Source organism: Rice orange leaf phytoplasma, assembly GCF_001866375.1.
Taxonomy (GTDB): Bacteria; Bacillota_I; Bacilli_A; order Acholeplasmatales; family Acholeplasmataceae; genus Phytoplasma; species Phytoplasma asteris.
Genome location: NZ_MIEP01000004.1, coordinates 148,856 through 165,558 on the forward strand (window position 1 = coordinate 148,856; position 16,703 = coordinate 165,558).

Annotated in this window: 12 protein-coding genes; all 12 read left to right on the top strand. The window is 34.1% G+C overall.

What is annotated here, in order from left to right; all coding sequences use genetic code 11:
* The 12 genes from nusG to BHE82_RS01830 all read left to right on the top strand — a co-directional run bounded on the left by nusG (position 1) and on the right by BHE82_RS01830 (position 16,693).
* Complete coding sequence (nusG, locus tag BHE82_RS01770; RefSeq protein ID WP_071345550.1) at positions 1-615, top strand: transcription termination/antitermination protein NusG; 615 nt, start codon at positions 1-3, stop codon at positions 613-615.
* A 195-nt stretch (positions 616-810) separates the two neighbouring features.
* The gene (gene rplK / locus BHE82_RS01775; protein ID WP_042067774.1) at positions 811-1,236 is read left to right on the top strand and encodes a 50S ribosomal protein L11; all 426 of its coding nucleotides are present in this window, start codon (positions 811-813) and stop codon (positions 1,234-1,236) included.
* A 93-nt stretch (positions 1,237-1,329) separates the two neighbouring features.
* A complete protein-coding gene (gene rplA / locus BHE82_RS01780; RefSeq protein ID WP_071345551.1) occupies positions 1,330-2,022 on the top strand; it encodes a 50S ribosomal protein L1 in 693 nt (230 codons plus the stop codon).
* Positions 2,023-2,061: 39 nt separating this feature from the next.
* The gene (rplJ, locus tag BHE82_RS01785; protein WP_071345552.1) at positions 2,062-2,580 is read left to right on the top strand and encodes a 50S ribosomal protein L10; all 519 of its coding nucleotides are present in this window, start codon (positions 2,062-2,064) and stop codon (positions 2,578-2,580) included.
* 36 nt (positions 2,581-2,616) lie between these two features.
* A complete protein-coding gene (gene rplL, locus BHE82_RS01790; protein WP_071345553.1) occupies positions 2,617-2,994 on the top strand; it encodes a 50S ribosomal protein L7/L12 in 378 nt (125 codons plus the stop codon).
* A gap of 170 nt (positions 2,995-3,164) precedes the next feature.
* Positions 3,165-6,986: a DNA-directed RNA polymerase subunit beta gene (gene rpoB, locus BHE82_RS01795; RefSeq protein WP_071345554.1), complete on the top strand. Its 3,822-nt coding sequence runs from the start codon at positions 3,165-3,167 to the stop codon at positions 6,984-6,986.
* Between the two features lie 2 nt (positions 6,987-6,988).
* Positions 6,989-11,050: a DNA-directed RNA polymerase subunit beta' gene (gene rpoC / locus BHE82_RS01800; protein ID WP_071345555.1), complete on the top strand. Its 4,062-nt coding sequence runs from the start codon at positions 6,989-6,991 to the stop codon at positions 11,048-11,050.
* 19 nt (positions 11,051-11,069) lie between these two features.
* Positions 11,070-11,489, top strand: a complete 420-nt coding sequence (rpsL, locus tag BHE82_RS01805; RefSeq protein WP_011160636.1) for a 30S ribosomal protein S12 — start codon at positions 11,070-11,072, stop codon at positions 11,487-11,489.
* An 88-nt stretch (positions 11,490-11,577) separates the two neighbouring features.
* Entirely contained in the window at positions 11,578-12,048 is a 471-nt protein-coding gene (gene rpsG / locus BHE82_RS01810; RefSeq protein ID WP_071345556.1) for a 30S ribosomal protein S7, read from the top strand.
* Positions 12,049-12,072: 24 nt separating this feature from the next.
* Positions 12,073-14,139 (top strand): elongation factor G, encoded by a 2,067-nt coding sequence (gene fusA / locus BHE82_RS01815; protein WP_071345557.1) that lies wholly within the window; start codon positions 12,073-12,075, stop codon positions 14,137-14,139.
* A gap of 130 nt (positions 14,140-14,269) precedes the next feature.
* Positions 14,270-15,454, top strand: a complete 1,185-nt coding sequence (gene tuf / locus BHE82_RS01820; protein ID WP_011160639.1) for an elongation factor Tu — start codon at positions 14,270-14,272, stop codon at positions 15,452-15,454.
* Between the two features lie 450 nt (positions 15,455-15,904).
* On the top strand, positions 15,905-16,693 hold the full coding sequence (locus BHE82_RS01830) for a Bax inhibitor-1/YccA family protein (RefSeq protein ID WP_071345559.1): 789 nt from the start codon (positions 15,905-15,907) through the stop codon (positions 16,691-16,693).
* Positions 16,694-16,703: the final 10 nt, after the last annotated feature.

Here is a 16,703-nt window from a genome sequence, read left to right on the forward strand (position 1 = left end):
ATGAATAAAACAGAAAAACAAATAAAAGAGACACAAGCGCAAGAACAACAAGATCAAGAAAAAAACTCCCAAAATACATTTCACCTTAAATGGTATATTGCTCAAACTTATTCAGGTTATGAAAATGTTGTAAAAGACGATTTGTTAAGAAGAGTCGAAAGCATTGGCATAGGTGATTTAGTATCTAATGTTTTGTCTCCCAAAGAAGAATATTATGAAACTCGTTTGGATGGAAAAAAGGTTAAAAAAGAGCGTAAAATGTACCCCGGGTACGTTTTTATTCAAATGATGATTACTGACCGATCTTGGTTTGTTGTCAGAAACACTCCGCGAATTACTGGTTTTTTAGGTTCCAGCGGGATGGGTTCTAAACCAGTTCCTTTATCTGAAAACGAAATCAATCCTGTTTTATTAAAAATGGGCATCATCAATAAACCCGATTATAAAAATTTTATCGGCAAAAAAGTAGAAATTATTTCTGGTTCTTTTTCGGGTCAAATAGGGCAAGTATCAATTATTGATGACGACCGTGAAAAAATGACAGTGGAAGTAGATTTGTTTGGTAGAGCAACTCCAGTAGAAATTTCTTTCAACGACTTCAAAGAAATATCTTAATTTTTTCATAATTTCTAACATTTTTTATCAAATATTTAAAATTTATGTTAAAATAAATTGTCTAAAAAATTTTATCATATTTTTTTATGTTACAATATCAACAATATTCCAAATTTAATGAAACGCAAACAAAGAATAAACAACTCAAATTATCAAGTTTTTTATTTCAATTCCCCGTTCCAAAGAAAGGTTTTTATGGCTAAAAAAGTTGTTAAAACGGTAAAATTACAAATTCCTGCAGGAAAAGCTAATCCAGCTCCTCCAGTAGGACCTGCTTTAGGGCAAGCCCAAGTTAATATTCCTGCTTTTTGTTCCCAATTTAATGAAACAACTAAAGATCAAATGGGTTTCGTTATCCCTGTTATCATTTCTGTTTATGAGGACAGAACATTTACTTTTGTAACTAAAACTCCTCCAGCAAGTGATCTTTTAAAAAAAGCTGCTAAAATTGAATCTGGTTCTGCTAATGCAAGTCAAACCAAAGTAGCTACTATCACCCACAAACAAGTAGAAGAAATCGCCAATTTAAAGCTTCCAGATCTAAATGCTTATTGCGTTGAAAAAGCTTGCAAAATCATTGAAGGCACAGCTCGTAATATGGGAATTTTAGTAAAAGATTAAAATATTAAAATATTTTTTAACCCAATTATTCAAATTTCAAATTAAAAAAATTTCTAAAAAATGTCAAGTTGTTTTGAGAAAGGAATTACTGCGATGAAACGAGGCAAAAAATATTTAGCATCATTACAAATGTTTGATGTTAAAAAAACATATCCGCTTCAAGAAGCTATTAGCTTAGCTAAACAAACTCAAGTTGCTAAATTTGATGCTGCGGTAGAATGTGCTTTTCATCTAAATTTAGATCCTAAAAAAGTTGATCAAAATTTAAGAGGAGCCTTAGTTTTACCACATGGCACTGGTAAAGTCTTAAAAGTAGCAGTTCTTGCTAAAGGAGAACAAGCTAAACAAGCACAAGAAGCCCAAGCAGATTACGTAGGCGACCAAGATTTAATTGATAAAATTGCCAAAAACTGGTTTGATTTTGATGTCTTAGTTGCTACTCCAGAAATGATGCCGCAATTAAGTAAATTAGGGCGTCTTTTAGGACCTAAAGGACTAATGCCTAACCCTAAAACAGGTACTGTAACAAATGGTGTTTTACAAGCAGTCAAAGAAATTAAAAATGGTAAAATTGAATACCGCCTAGACAAAAGCGGGAATATTCACGCCATATTAGGTAAGGTTTCTTTTGATGAGACAAAATTACTAGAAAACTTAAAAACTTTATATCTTCAATTAATGGCTGTTAAACCTCGTACAGTGAAAGGCACTTACATTAAAAGTGTTACTATTTCAACTACAATGGCACCAGGTATTAAAATTGACCCTGTTACAATTTCACAATAATCAAGATCAAAATTTTGAAGGAAGGAAAAGGGCATAATCATGATAAAACCTCAGTTAGCCAAAAAAATAGATTCAGTTGCTGTTTTGCAAGAAAAAATTAGCACTGCCAAAACAGTTATTGTTTTTGAATATGCAAGCTTACCGGTAAGCTCTTTTATGCAACTGCGTCGTGAGTTAAAAAAAACTAGTTGTGAAGTAAAAGTATATCCCAAAAACATCATGCAAAGAGCTGTTACCAACGCCAAACAAGCTGATTTAGTTACCTTTTTAAAAGGAGCAAAAGCTTTAATTATTAGTCCCCAAGAATTATTAGAACCAATCAAAACGATTTATAATTTTGCTAAAAAAAATAAAGCAGTTAAAATAGTTTCTGGCATCGTGGAACAAAAAATTGTCTCCTTGCAAGAAATAAACACTTTAGCTACTTTGCCTTCAAAAGAACAAATGTTAGCGCTTTTAGCTGCTTCAATGTTTGCACCTTTGCAACATTTAGCAATTGGTCTAAATATGTTAGTACAAACCAAAGAACAAGAAAACCCCAAAAAAATAAACAATTAATTTATGAATGAAAAGATTATAACAAAGGAGATTGACATGGCTAAGTTAACGAAAGAAGCTTTTGTATCGGCTTTAAAAGAAATGTCTTTATTAGAGATTAAAGAATTATTAGATGGTTTGAAAGAAGAGTTTGGAATTGACCCAACTGCTTTAGCAGTTGCAGCTCCTGGAGCAAATAATGCAGCTGAAGTAGAAGAAAAAACCGAATTCATAGTAGTTATGAAAAGTTTTGATGAAAAAAAGAAACTTGCTGTTATCAAAACAGTGCGCGAAGTAACAGGATTAGGCTTGCTAGATGCTGCTAATTTTGTTAAAGTTCCTGACTCTAAAGTAAAAGAAAATGTTTCCAAAGCTTTAGCAGAAGATATCAAAAACAAGTTAGAACAAGCTGGAGCTGTTGTTGAACTTCAATAAATTATTATCTTGTAAGTAATATAAAAACCTGAGTTTTCTCAGGTTTTTTAGTCTTGCATTGTTTTTATTTTTATACCCCAACCCCCAAAACCCAAAAATCGCAAAGACACAATTAAAAATAAAGATTTTGGCAAAACAAACTACCAATTAATAATTTATAGGAGCATAAGATGGGTTATCATAATGTCAAATATGGCAAAAAAGCGCAACGTCGTAATTATTCTAAAACAATTTATGATGTTGATTTGCCCAATTTAATTGAAATTCAAAACCAATCTTTTGATTGGTTTTTAAAACACGGTATTAAAGAATTGTTGCAGGATTTTTGTCCTATTGAAAGTTATAATGGGGATTTAAAAATTCACTTTGATGATTATTTTTTAGCACCCCCAAAATATAGTATTGAAGAAACTAAAATTAAAGATATAAGTTATGTTGCCCAATTATTTGTCAAAACTACTTTAGAAAATGTTTTAACTGGCGAAACTAAACAAAGCAATATTTTACTTACTGAATTGCCTCTAATGACTCCCACTGGGACTTTTGTTATCAACGGCACTGAAAGAGTAGTAGTTTCTCAAATTGTACGTTCCGCTAGCGTGTATTTTGCAGGTAATTTTGACAGCAAACTCAACAGAACCACTTATTCTGGACAAGTAATTCCTTCACGTGGTGCTTGGATTGAATACGAAGAAGGCTCTAAAGAAATTTTGTATGCCAAACTAGATCGTTCCAAAAAAATCCCCTTGTCTAATTTTATTTATGCTCTAGGTTTTGACAGCAAAGAAGCAATCGAAAATGTCTTTGGCAAAAGCGCTATCCTTGATTCTGTTTTTGATAAAGAAACTGATATGGACTCAGACAATGCTTTGGTAGAACTGTATTCTAAAATCCGTCAAGGCGAAAAAGTTCCTGTCGACACTGCTAGAGATTTTATCAGAACAAGACTTTTTGATCAAAAAAAATACGACCTGGCTAAAGTGGGAAGATACAAATTTAACAAAAAACTAGACGTTCTTACCCGAGCTGGAAACACTTATTTAGCTTGTGATTTTGTCAATCCCGAAACTCAAGAAATAATAATTGCACAAGACGAACTTTTAACCAAAGAAAAAATTGCAATCCTGAAACAAAATCGTCATTTTTTGCTCCAAGAAATATTCGACGCTAAACATAATTTAGAAAACGAAACTGATGAAGAGATTTTAGCATATAAAAAAGACCCACAAAAAAACGAATTATTCACCAAAACTAACATCATCAACTCTCGCACTGGTGAAGTTTTAGTAGCTAAAGATACTTTAGTTAACGACGATATTATCAATCATTTAAGACACAATATTCACACTCTTGATGAAAAAGTATCTAAATTTTTCTTAGGAACTAAAGATATTTATCAAAAAGAAGCAGACCGTCAAGGAGTTTTTAACGAAATTTTAGAAGTCTATACTTCAAAAGACGAATCAGGCAAGCTATATCACAAAGTCAAACTTATTGGAAACGACCAAAGAGAAACCAAAAAACACATCACTTTATCAGATGTTATTGCAAGTATTAATTATTATTTGAATCTTTATGAAAACGTAGGCACTGTTGATGATATTGATCATTTAGGGAATCGTCGTTTAAGATTAATTGGAGAATTGTTAAAAAACCAATTCCGAATTGGTCTTACCAGAGCTGAAAAAAATATCAAAGATATGATTTCCACTAGCAAATTCAGTGAAGTTAACGGTCCAGGCGACCTAGTTAATTTTACTTTTTTAATGAGTGTAATCAAAACTTTTTTTACAAGTTCACGCTTATCGCAATTCATGGATCAAATCAATCCTTTAGCAGAATTAACCCAAAAAAGAAGGGTATCAGCTTTAGGTATCGGAGGAATTAATCGTGATCGTGCAGGCATTGAAGTGCGCGACGTGCACAATTCCCACTACGGCAGATTATGCCCCATTGAAACTCCTGAAGGACCTTCCATCGGACTTATCACATCCCTTTCCACTTATGCCAAAGTCAATAAGTACGGTTTTATCCAAACTCCTTTCTTTAAGGTTTTGCACCAAGACGGGAAAACTACCCTTTCGCGCCACATAGATTATTTAACAGCTGACCAAGAAAAAGAAGAAATTATTGCCTCAGCTGGGTTTTTTTTGGATGCCAATAATGCTTTTCAAGACAAAAAAATAATTGCTCGTAGCAACGGTGAAACAGGCATTTTTGAAAGAAGCCAAATAACATATGCTGACGTTTCTCCTAAACAAATTGTCTCTGTTGCAACTTCTTCGATCCCCTTTTTAGAACACAACGACGCTTCCAGAGCTTTAATGGGAGCCAACATGCAACGTCAAGCAGTCCCTTTATTAATCCCTGAATCTCCTATTGTGGGAACAGGTGTTGAATATCGCGCTGCCAAAGACTCAGGTTGCTTAATTATTGCCCGCGAATCAGGATTTGTTACTTATGTTGATGCTCAAAAAATAGTTATCACTAAAAAACCCAACCAAAATGTTTCATTAAATGGCAAAACCCTTTACGATACTACCCAAGAATTTACCTACGCCCAAGCCAAGGCTTTATACGAGAACAACTACAAAGAACACCAAGCCGAATACACCCTCATCAATTTTGCCAAATCTAACCAAGACACTTTAGTATTGCAAAAACCGATTGTAGTTTTGGGAGAACAAATCAATGAAGGCGATATTTTAGTAAGTGGACCTTCTACATCTCAAGGCGAATTAGCACTTGGCAGAAATGTTACAGTGGCTTTTATGACTTGGGAAGGTTATAACTATGAAGATGCCATCATTATGTCAGAAGAATTAGTCAAACACGATGTCTACACTTCCATCCACATTGATAAATACGAAGTTCAAACTAGAGAATTAAAAAAAGGTAGCGGTCAAGAAGAAATCACTAGAGAAGTTCCCAACGTGGGCGCTGATGCTATTAAAAACCTTGACGCAAGAGGAATTATTATTCCTGGTTCCGAAGTTAAAGAAGGAGATATTTTAGTAGGTAAAATAACTCCTCAAGGAAACATTGAACCTTCTCCTTCTGAAAAATTAATTCAAATTGTAATTGGTGAAAAAGCCCGCGAATACAAAGACTCTTCTTTAAGGGTTCCTTTTGGTGAAGGGGGGATCGTTCAAAGTGTTCATTATTTCTCCAGAAAAAACGGTGATGTTCTTCCTGCTGGTGTCAACGAAAACATCCGTGTTTTCATCGCTAAAAAACGTAAAATCAACGAAGGCGACAAAATGGCAGGACGCCACGGAAACAAAGGTGTAATTTCTCGCATCTTACCTAAAGAAGACCTTCCTTATATGGCAGACGGCACCCCAATTGATATCATGTTAAATCCTTTAGGAGTTCCTAGTAGGATGAACATTGGACAAATTTTAGAAATCCATTTAGGAATGGCTGCCAAAAAATTAGGCATCAAAGTGGCAACTCCTGTTTTTGACGGCGTTAATGACTACGACCTTAAAGAAATCATGAAAGAAGCCAATTTAGATCCTGATGGCAAAATGGTTTTATATGACGGACGCACCGGCGAACCTTATGACAGTCGTATTTCTGTAGGAGTTATGTATATGGTTAAATTATCTCACATGGTAGATGACAAACTCCATGCCAGAAACGTAGGACCATACACTTTAGTGACCCAACAACCTATGGGAGGAAAAGTCCAAAACGGTGGACAACGCTTCGGTGAAATGGAAGTATGGGCGCTTTATGCTTATGGAGCTGCTCATACCTTACAAGAAATTTTAACAGTTAAAAGTGATGATATTGTAGGTAGAAACAAAACTTACAGTGCCATCGTGCAAGGAACTCCACTGCCTAAACCAAGCATTCCTGAAAGTTTCCGAGTTTTCATTAAAGAATTACAATCTTTAGGATTGTATGTAGAACTAATCAAAACCGATACTAAAGAAAATGAAGTTAATAAATCCTTAATTGATTACAAAAAGGAAGGTTATAATTAAAGATGAGTGATAACAGATTATTTACTTCATTAGAAACTTTAAATCTTTCATCTCCAGTTTTAGAAAAATTAAAACTTTCTGGAATCAATACTTTGGAAGATTTCAACACTTTTACTTTAGAAGAGTTAAGGCTTTTACTGCAAGAAGCTTTTTTAGAAGTTTTACCTATCCTCAAAAACTTCGCCCTACCTCGCAATTTACAAAATCTAGATTTGAGTGAAGCCGTTATTAACATTCTTACTGAACTAGGAATGGAAGATTTTCAAGATCTTTTACAAACTAAAATGGCTGTCCTTAAAAAAGCATTTGAAACCAATTCCCTTGCTTTTCAAAAATTAAACGACCTATTTAAGTTATACAACCACTTCCCTTCTATTTCATCTGACAAAGAATACGGTAGTAGAGATTATGATTATTTTAAAATCCGTCTAGCTGCTCCTGAAGAAATCAGACAGTGGTCTTATGGTGAGGTTACTAGCTATGAAACAATTAACTATCGCACCTATAAACCAGAGATATCAGGGTTATTTTGTCAAAAGATTTTTGGTCCAGTAGTTGATTTCCAATGTGCTTGTTCTAAAAAACAAGTCAGCATCAAAAGTCAATTTTGTAACAAATGTGGAGTTGAATTTACCGAAACCAAAGTGCGTCGTGAAAGAATGGGACACATCGAATTACAAACCCCCATCGTCCACACTTGGTACCTTAACTCTTCTCCCAGCCGTTTAGCTATTCTTTTAAACATCAAAACTAAACAATTAGAAGAAATAGTTTATTATGTTTCTTACGTTGTAATTGATCCTGGAAAAACCGAATTCAAACCTAAAGAAATTATTACAGAAACCCAATACAGTGAAGCTCTTTATGAATTTGGAAACGCTTTTGTAGCTTTAACAGGTGCCGAAGCGGTTAAAAAATTACTAGAAAATCTCAATTTAGAAAAAACTATCAAAGTCCTTCGCAAATCTTTATCGGAAAATTCCAAACAAAAAAGAGAAAACATTATTAAAAGACTAGAAATCATCGAATCTTTTCATCAATCAGACAACAAACCTGAATGGATGGTAATGGATGTTATTCCTGTATTGCCTCCGGGATTAAGACCGATGGTTCCTTTAGATGGTGGTCGTTTTGCCACTACTGAAGTCAACGATCTTTACCGCCGCATCCTTAATCGCAACAATCGTTTAAAAAAACAAATGCTCCAAAAAGCTCCTCGTTTAATCATTAAAAATGAAAAAAGAATGCTACAAGAAGCAGTTGATGCTTTATTTGATAATGCTAAAACTAGCAAAAAAAACATTAACAACGTCGAAAAAAATCGCCCGCTTAAGTCTTTATCCGAAATGCTACGCGGTAAACAAGGGCGTTTCCGTCAAAATCTTTTAGGTAAAAGAGTGGATTATTCGGGACGATCCGTAATTATTGTAGGTCCTGATTTAGAAATGCACCAATGCGGTGTGCCTCGTGAAATGGCAATTATTTTGTTCAAACCTTTCATTTTGAAAAAATTACAAGAAACCAAAGGAATTGACAAAAAAAACGCCAACACCATTTATGAAAAAATGAATGAAGAAGTTTGGAACGCCTTAGAAGAAGTAGTCAAAGAACACCCGGTCCTTTTAAACCGCGCCCCAACACTACACCGTTTAGGAATTCAAGCTTTTGATCCTAAATTAATTGACGGTAAAGCCATTCGCCTCCACCCTTTAGTTACGCCTGCCTTTAATGCCGATTTTGATGGCGACCAGATGGCAATTTATGTCCCTCTTTCTTTAGAAGCCCAAGCCGAAGCGCGCTTATTGATGCTTGTTTCGAACAACATTTTAGACCCTAAAAATGGTAATCCAGTAGTAACACCTTCCCAAGATATGGTTTTAGGAAACTACTATTTAACCATTGAAGAAAAAAAAGATCGCACTATAAACAGCTATGATGCTGCCCAAAGAACTGCAGAACACCAATACAAACATCGCAATGAAGGAGCTTTTTTTGCTGACATCAACGAAGCCAAAACCGCTTATCAAAATAAAGAAATCCACCTTCACACAAGAATTTTTATCAAACCAAAAGCAATTAATTTATCATTTACTGAAGAACAACGTCAAAAATATTTAATGACTACTTTAGGAAAATTAATTTTTAATGACATTTTGCCTCCAAGTTTCCCCTACATTAACGAACCAACTCAGTTTAATTTGGATGTCAAAACCCCTGATGCTTATTTTTTAGCTCCAGGAACCAACCCCAAACAATTCCTAAAAAAACTTCCCGCCCCTAAACCTTTTAACAAAAAATTCCTATCTATGATTATTGCATGTTTTTTCAAACAAATGAAAATTACAGAAACTTCCAAAATGCTAGATCACATCAAAAACTTAGGTTTCAAGTATTCTACTATCGCAGGAATTACAGTTTCATTTGCAGACATCAATACTTACTCCAATAAACAAGAATTGTTACAAGAAGTAGAAGCCCGCAATATTCAAATTGAGACTTGGTACAACGATGGTTTTTTAACAGATGCCGAACGTCGTCGTTTAGTAATTAACGAATGGAAAACTATTCGTGATAAAATTCAAGAAGGCTTGATGAAAGAATTTCAACAAGACAACCACATTTTTATGATGAGCGAAAGTGGCGCACGTGGTAGTGTTTCTAACTTTACTCAATTAGCAGGGATGAGAGGGTTAATGAATAACCCTAAAGGTGAAATTATTGAAGTCCCTGTTAAAGCTTCTTTCCGAGAAGGTTTGAAAGTTTCTGAGTTTTTCATCTCTACTCACGGAGCCCGTAAAGGTTCAACTGACACTGCCCTCAAAACAGCCGAGTCAGGTTATCTAACGCGTCGTTTAGTTGACGTAACTCAAGATATTGTTGTTATCAAAGAAGACTGCAATAGTGACCGCGGTTTTGTTGTAGAAGCTATGATGAGCGACGACAAAGAAATTGTTTCCCTCAAACAACGCATTATGGGACGCTTTGCTAGTTGCGACATTTGTCATCCCAAAACCAACGCCCTTATTATAGCGCGCAATGAATTAATTACTGAGTCCAAAGCCCAAGAAATTATTACTGCCAAAATTAAAAAAGTTCTTATTAGAAGCATTTTAACTTGTAATTGTGAATATGGTATTTGCGCCAAAGACTACGGCGTCAATCTAGCTACCAATAAATTAGTAGAAATTGGCGAAGCTGTTGGTGTTATTGCTGCTCAATCCATTGGGGAACCAGGAACTCAATTAACTATGAGAACTTTCCATACTGGAGGAGTTGCTTCTGCCTCAGATATTACTCAAGGTCTTCCAAGGATCGAAGAATTATTTGAAGTACGCAAACCTAAAGGAAAAGCGCTAATTAGCGAATTAAAAGGAAAAATCAAAAAAATTGATAAAATCCGTTCCCAAAATCCAGAAATTGTAATCACAGAAGAAAATGACCCTGACACAGAGCACCGTTATATTTTGGAACCTAATGTCGATATTTTAGTAAGCAAAAACAACAGTGTTTATCCCGGTCAAAAACTAACTTCTGGTTCGGTTGATCTAAAAGAACTTTTAAGAGTGGCAGGCACAACAGAGGTTCAAAAATACATCTTAGAAGAAGTACAAAAAGTTTATCGTGCCCAAAATGTTTATATCAGCGACAAACACATCGAAATTATTATTCACCAAATGTTTAAACAAATTTTAATTATTGATGAAGGTGATACTCAACTTTTACCTGGCACAGAAATTACTATTAATAACTTTAAAAAAGCTAATTTAAAAATGTTAGAAGAAAACAAACTTTTAGCAGTAGGGCGCCCCATTATTTTAGGAATTACGCGTTCTTCTTTAAGAAGTGATTCTTTACTGTCAGCTGCATCTTTCCAAGAAACTACTAAAATTCTAATCGATGCTGCCATCAAAGGAAAAACCGACCATCTTTACGGACTTAAAGAAAATGTTATTATTGGTGGCTTAATTCCTGCAGGAACAGGTATTTTAGAAACTACTTTATTTAAATATCCAAAAGAACCTGCAACTACTTCTGAACTTGCTGAAAAAACTAACCAAAATTAAAAAAGAAAGGAAATAAAAAATGTCTACTGTTTCTCAATTAATCAAAAAACGTCGTAGCAGTAAAACTTCCAAAACTAAAGCACCTGCTCTAAGTTACGGTTTTAATGTTTTGCAAAAAAAAGCTAAACATTACAGTTCTCCTCAAAAAATGGGTGTTTGTCTGCGTGTAACTACCATGACTCCAAAAAAACCAAACTCAGCTTTACGTAAATTTGCAAGAGTGCGCCTAAGTAATGGTTCTGAAGTAACTGCCTACATTCCAGGCGTGGGACACTCCTTACAAGAACATAGCTCTGTTTTAGTTCGTGGCGGACGCGTAAAAGACCTTCCTGGTGTGCGTTATCATATCGTTCGTGGTGCTCTAGATGCTACTGGTGTTGCTAACCGCAAACAAGGGCGTTCTAAGTACGGCTCTAAATTACCTAAAGAAAAAAAATAATTACAATTACAAAGAATAAAAAATAAATAATAAAAAAATCACAAATCCCAAAAAAAATAAATAAAATAAAGAAAGTAGGTGAATTTTTGTGTCCCGTAAAGGTCATATTAAAAAAAGAGATGTACAGCCAGATCCTGTTTACAATTCTAAATTAGTTACTAAAATCATTAACACCATTATGGAAGACGGCAAAAAAGGCAAAGCTCAAACTATTTTTTATCAAGCTTTAAAACAAGTAAAAACTATCACTAACCGCGAGCCTATTGAAGTTTTTCATGAAGCCCTAAACAATATTATGCCTGTATTAGAAGTACGCACGCGTCGTGTGGGTGGTCAAAATTACCAAGTGCCTTCCGAAGTTCGTCCCGAAAGACGCCAGTCTTTAGGATTAAGATGGCTTGTTAAATACACTAAAGAAAGCAATGAAAAAACAATGGGAGAAAGACTCGCCCAAGAAATAGTAAATGCTTCTTTAGGTAACGGAGTATTAGTTAAAAAAAGAGAAGAAACGCATCGCACTGCAGAAGCTAATAAAGCCTTTGCTCATTATCGTTGGTGATTGTAACTTATAGGAGAATAAAAGATGGCACGTCAGTTTTCATTAGAAAAAACTCGTAATATTGGCATTATTGCTCATATTGATGCAGGAAAAACCACCACTACAGAAAGAATTTTGTTCCACACCGGAAAAATTCATAAAATCGGAGAAACCCATGATGGCGCTTCTCAGATGGATTGGATGGAACAAGAACAAGAAAGAGGAATCACTATTACCTCTGCTGCTACTACTGCTTTTTGGAAAAACCACCGTATCAATATTATTGACACTCCCGGACACGTTGATTTTACGGTGGAAGTTTCGCGCTCTCTTAGAGTTTTGGATGGAGCAGTAACAGTTATTGATGCTCAGGCAGGAGTAGAACCACAAACTGAAACTGTTTGGCGCCAAGCTAGTGAATATAAAGTCCCAAGAGTTATTTTTGTTAACAAAATGGATAAAGTAGGCGCTGATTTTGCTTATGCAATTGAAACCCTTAAACAACGCTTAGGAGTTCATGCAAGCGCTATTCAATGGCCAATTGGCTCAGAAAATGACTTTAATGGTATCATTGATTTAGTAGAAATGAATGCTTTTGAATATGATAACACTTCCCAAGAAACAGGAAAAGTAGTTCCTATTCCTAGCGATTTAGAATCAATTACCCAAACTAAAAGAAACGAATTAATAGAAACTTTATCTACCCTAGACGAAGAATTAATGATGTATTATTTAGAAGAAAAATCAATCTCTTCTGAAATGTTGAAAAATTCCATTAGAAAAGCAACCTTACAAGCTTCCTTTTTCCCAGTTCTTTGCGGTTCTTCTTTCAAAAATAAGGGTGTTGTTAAAATGTTAGACGCTATTGTTGACTACCTTCCTGCTCCTTGTGATGTTGCAGCTATTGTTGGTTTTGATTCTAACAACCAAGAAATTGTGCGCACCGGATTAGATAAAGAACCCTTCACAGCTCTAGCTTTCAAAGTGATGACCGATCCTTATGTAGGAAAATTAACCTTTTTCCGTATCTATTCAGGTTCAGTTAAAGCTGGTTCTTACGTAACTAACACTACTAAAGGAACCAAAGAACGTTTTGGACGCTTATTACAAATGCATGCTAATTCTCGTGAAGAAGTAAAAGAAGCCTACACAGGCGATATTTTAGCAGTTGTAGGATTAAAAGCAACTACTACAGGAGACACTTTAGCATCAGAAGGACAAACCATCGTCTTAGAATCAATTAATTTCCCAGAACCAGTAATTGAAATTGCAGTAGAACCAAAAACTAAAGCTGACCAAGATAAAATGGGGATTGCCCTTGCAAAATTAGCTGAAGAAGACCCTACATTTAAGGTTTTTTCCAATCATGAAACCGGGCAAACTATTATTGCTGGAATGGGTGAACTTCATTTAGATATCATTATTGAACGTCTTAAAAGAGAATTCAAAGTACAAGCAAATGTTACAGAACCTCAAGTAGCATACCGCGAAACAATCACCCAAGAAACTGAGACAGAAGGAAAATTCATTCGTCAATCAGGTGGTCGTGGACAATACGGACATGTTTGGATGCGTTTTGAACCAAATCCTGGAAAAGGTTTTGAATTCATTAATAAAATTGTAGGTGGTGTAGTTCCTCGTGAATACGTTCCTGCAGTTCAAAAAGGAATTCAAGAAGCTCTTGCTGTTGGTATTTTAGCTGGATATCAAATTATTGATGTTAAAGCAACTTTATTTGATGGCTCTTACCATGATGTCGATTCTTCCGAAATAGCTTTTAAAATTGCTGCTTCCATGGCATTAAAAGAAACCAAAAACAAAGGAAACCCAGTCATTTTAGAACCTATTATGGACGTTGAAGTAGTTACTCCCAACGATTATGTAGGAAATGTTATTGGTGATCTAACTTCTAGAAGAGGTAGATTAGAAAACCAAGAATCACGCGCCAACGCTGTTGCTATTAGAGCGTTTGTTCCCCTTTCTGAAATGTTTGGATATGCTACTGTTTTGCGTTCCAATACTCAAGGAAGAGCTACTTTTATTATGCAATTTGCTAAATATGAAAAAGCTCCTAAAAGCATCACTGAAGAAATTATTAAAAAACGAGCTTAGACAACCTTACACTAAAAAACATTTTTATTAACAAAATAGTTGTGAAAAGCCAAAAATAAGTTAAAATTTAAATGGTAAATATATTTATTAAAATAAACCTTAAAACATAATAAAAGGAGGCCTTTGAAAAATGGCTAATGAAAAATTTATACGAAACAAACCACATTTAAATGTAGGTACTATTGGACACGTAGACCACGGCAAAACTACTCTTACAGCAGCTATTACCCAAGTTTTGTCTACCCGTGGCTTGGCTAAAAGTAGAGCTTATGATCAAATTGATAATGCTCCTGAAGAAAGAGAACGTGGAATCACTATTAAAACTTCACACGTAGAATATGAAACAGAAAAACGTCACTATGCTCACGTTGACTGTCCTGGACACGCCGATTATGTTAAAAACATGATTACTGGTGCTGCTCAAATGGACGCTGCTATTTTAGTTGTTTCTGGTGCAGATAGTGTTATGCCTCAAACTAGAGAACACATTTTATTAGCGCGCCAAGTTGGTGTTCCAAAAATTGTTGTTTTCTTAAATAAATGTGATCTTTCCCCAGATGAACAAATTTTAGAATTAGTAGAAATGGAAGTTCGTGAATTATTATCTCAATACGATTTCCCAGGAGACGACATTCCTGTTATTAGAGGATCTGCATTAAAAGCTTTAGAAGGTGACGCTCATTATGTTGCTCAAGTAAACGAATTAATCGAAACTCTAGACACCTACATTGAAGACCCGGTGCGCGAAGTTGACAAACCTTTCTTAATGCCTGTAGAAGATGTTTTCACTATTACTGGTAGAGGAACTGTTGTTACTGGTAGAGTAGAAAGAGGTCAAGTAAAAGCTGGTGATGAAGTAGAAATCGTAGGACTTAAAGAAACTAGAAAAACTATTGTAACTGCAGTAGAAATGTTTAAAAAAGACCTAGATTTTGCTCAAGCAGGAGACAACGTTGGAGCTTTATTACGTGGAATTAACCGTGAAGACGTACAACGTGGACAAGTTTTAGCTAAACCAGGTTCTGTTAAGCCTCATTCTAAATTTGTTGCTCAAGTTTATGTTTTAACTAAAGAAGAAGGAGGACGTCACACTGCCTTTTTCTCTCAATACCGTCCTCAATTCTATTTCCGTACTACAGATATTACAGGAGTAGTTGAATTACAAGGTGATGTTAAAATGGTAATGCCAGGTGACAACGCTGAATTAGTAGTTACCCTTAACAACCCAATTGCTATCGAAGAAGGAACTAAATTTTCTATTCGTGAAGGTGGAAAAACAGTTGGTGCAGGATCAGTTTCCAAACTTCTTAACTAAAAATTCATTATACCCAACCTTATTAATAAATAAAACCAACATTATGTGGGTTTTTATCTTTTTTAACTATTTTTTATTTTGTATTTTGCCCCTTTTTTGCCCTTTTGCCTTTTTATCGCTTTTTAAAACTCCACAAATCTAACCCAACTCAACTAAAAGATGCAAATTTTGCAATAATGATATTTTAAACACTTATAAAAAAATTAGTTGTGTGCCAAAAAAACGCTATTTATTATCAAATTTCACAAAACTAACCAAAAAACACCACTTTTTGTCATTTTTTGCAATAAAAAAGCAAAATATCTTCCAATTAATTTTAAAAAAAGGTAAAATATATATGTGCTTGTTTATTAAGCAAGTTAAAAAAAGATGTAAATATTTTTTTAAATAATAAGAATAATAAAATAAATTTAATTTTAATAATAAATAAAATTTAAAAAGGTGGTTTAAATGGAATCTAATAAAGTAAATAATTCGTTTACCCAAATTAAAAATAACTTTCTTTCTTTATTTGAAACAACTACTTATAATAATATTGCTACTCGTAAAGGAATTGCTTTAAAAACAATTTTGCTTTTATGTGTTACAGCAATCACTTCAATGTTTTTTTATCCAATTCTAAAACCCGCGATATTAAAAAATCTAAATATTCATGCAATTTATTTTTCCATGATTGCGTTAGGTTTTTTAAATTATGGCATTTATTCTGCAGGATTAAAACAAGTTGAAATTTCTAAAGCTTGTGGATTAATTTATTCTTTTATAGAAGGAATAATTTTATCAATTATTTTTGTTGTTCTAAATTTAGTTTATGCCAATTTAGTTGAAATTGCCTTTATGGCTATTTTTGCAACCTTTATCGTCTTTGTTGCAATGTCCCATGCTTATTATAAAGGTTTTATAAAAGTAACAAATAGATTTAGACAAATTATGCTATATTGTTCTTTTGCTTTGGTGGTTTCTTATATAGTTCGTTTAGTGTTGTCTTTATGCGGCGTTTGGACAATTGAAAATATTATTTACAATAGCTTTTTAACTCTTCCTATTAGTTTAATTATGTTAGGATTTGTATCTATGTTTTTAGCATTTCATTTTGATTACACCGAACAAATGATTAAACAAGGAATGCCTAAAAAATATGAATGGCAAGTTTCTTTGGCTTTTGCAACAACTTTAATTGAAATTTTTTTAAGAATAATGTTAATTTTGCTAAGGTTATTTGGTAAAGAAAGAAAATAAAAAGAAAATA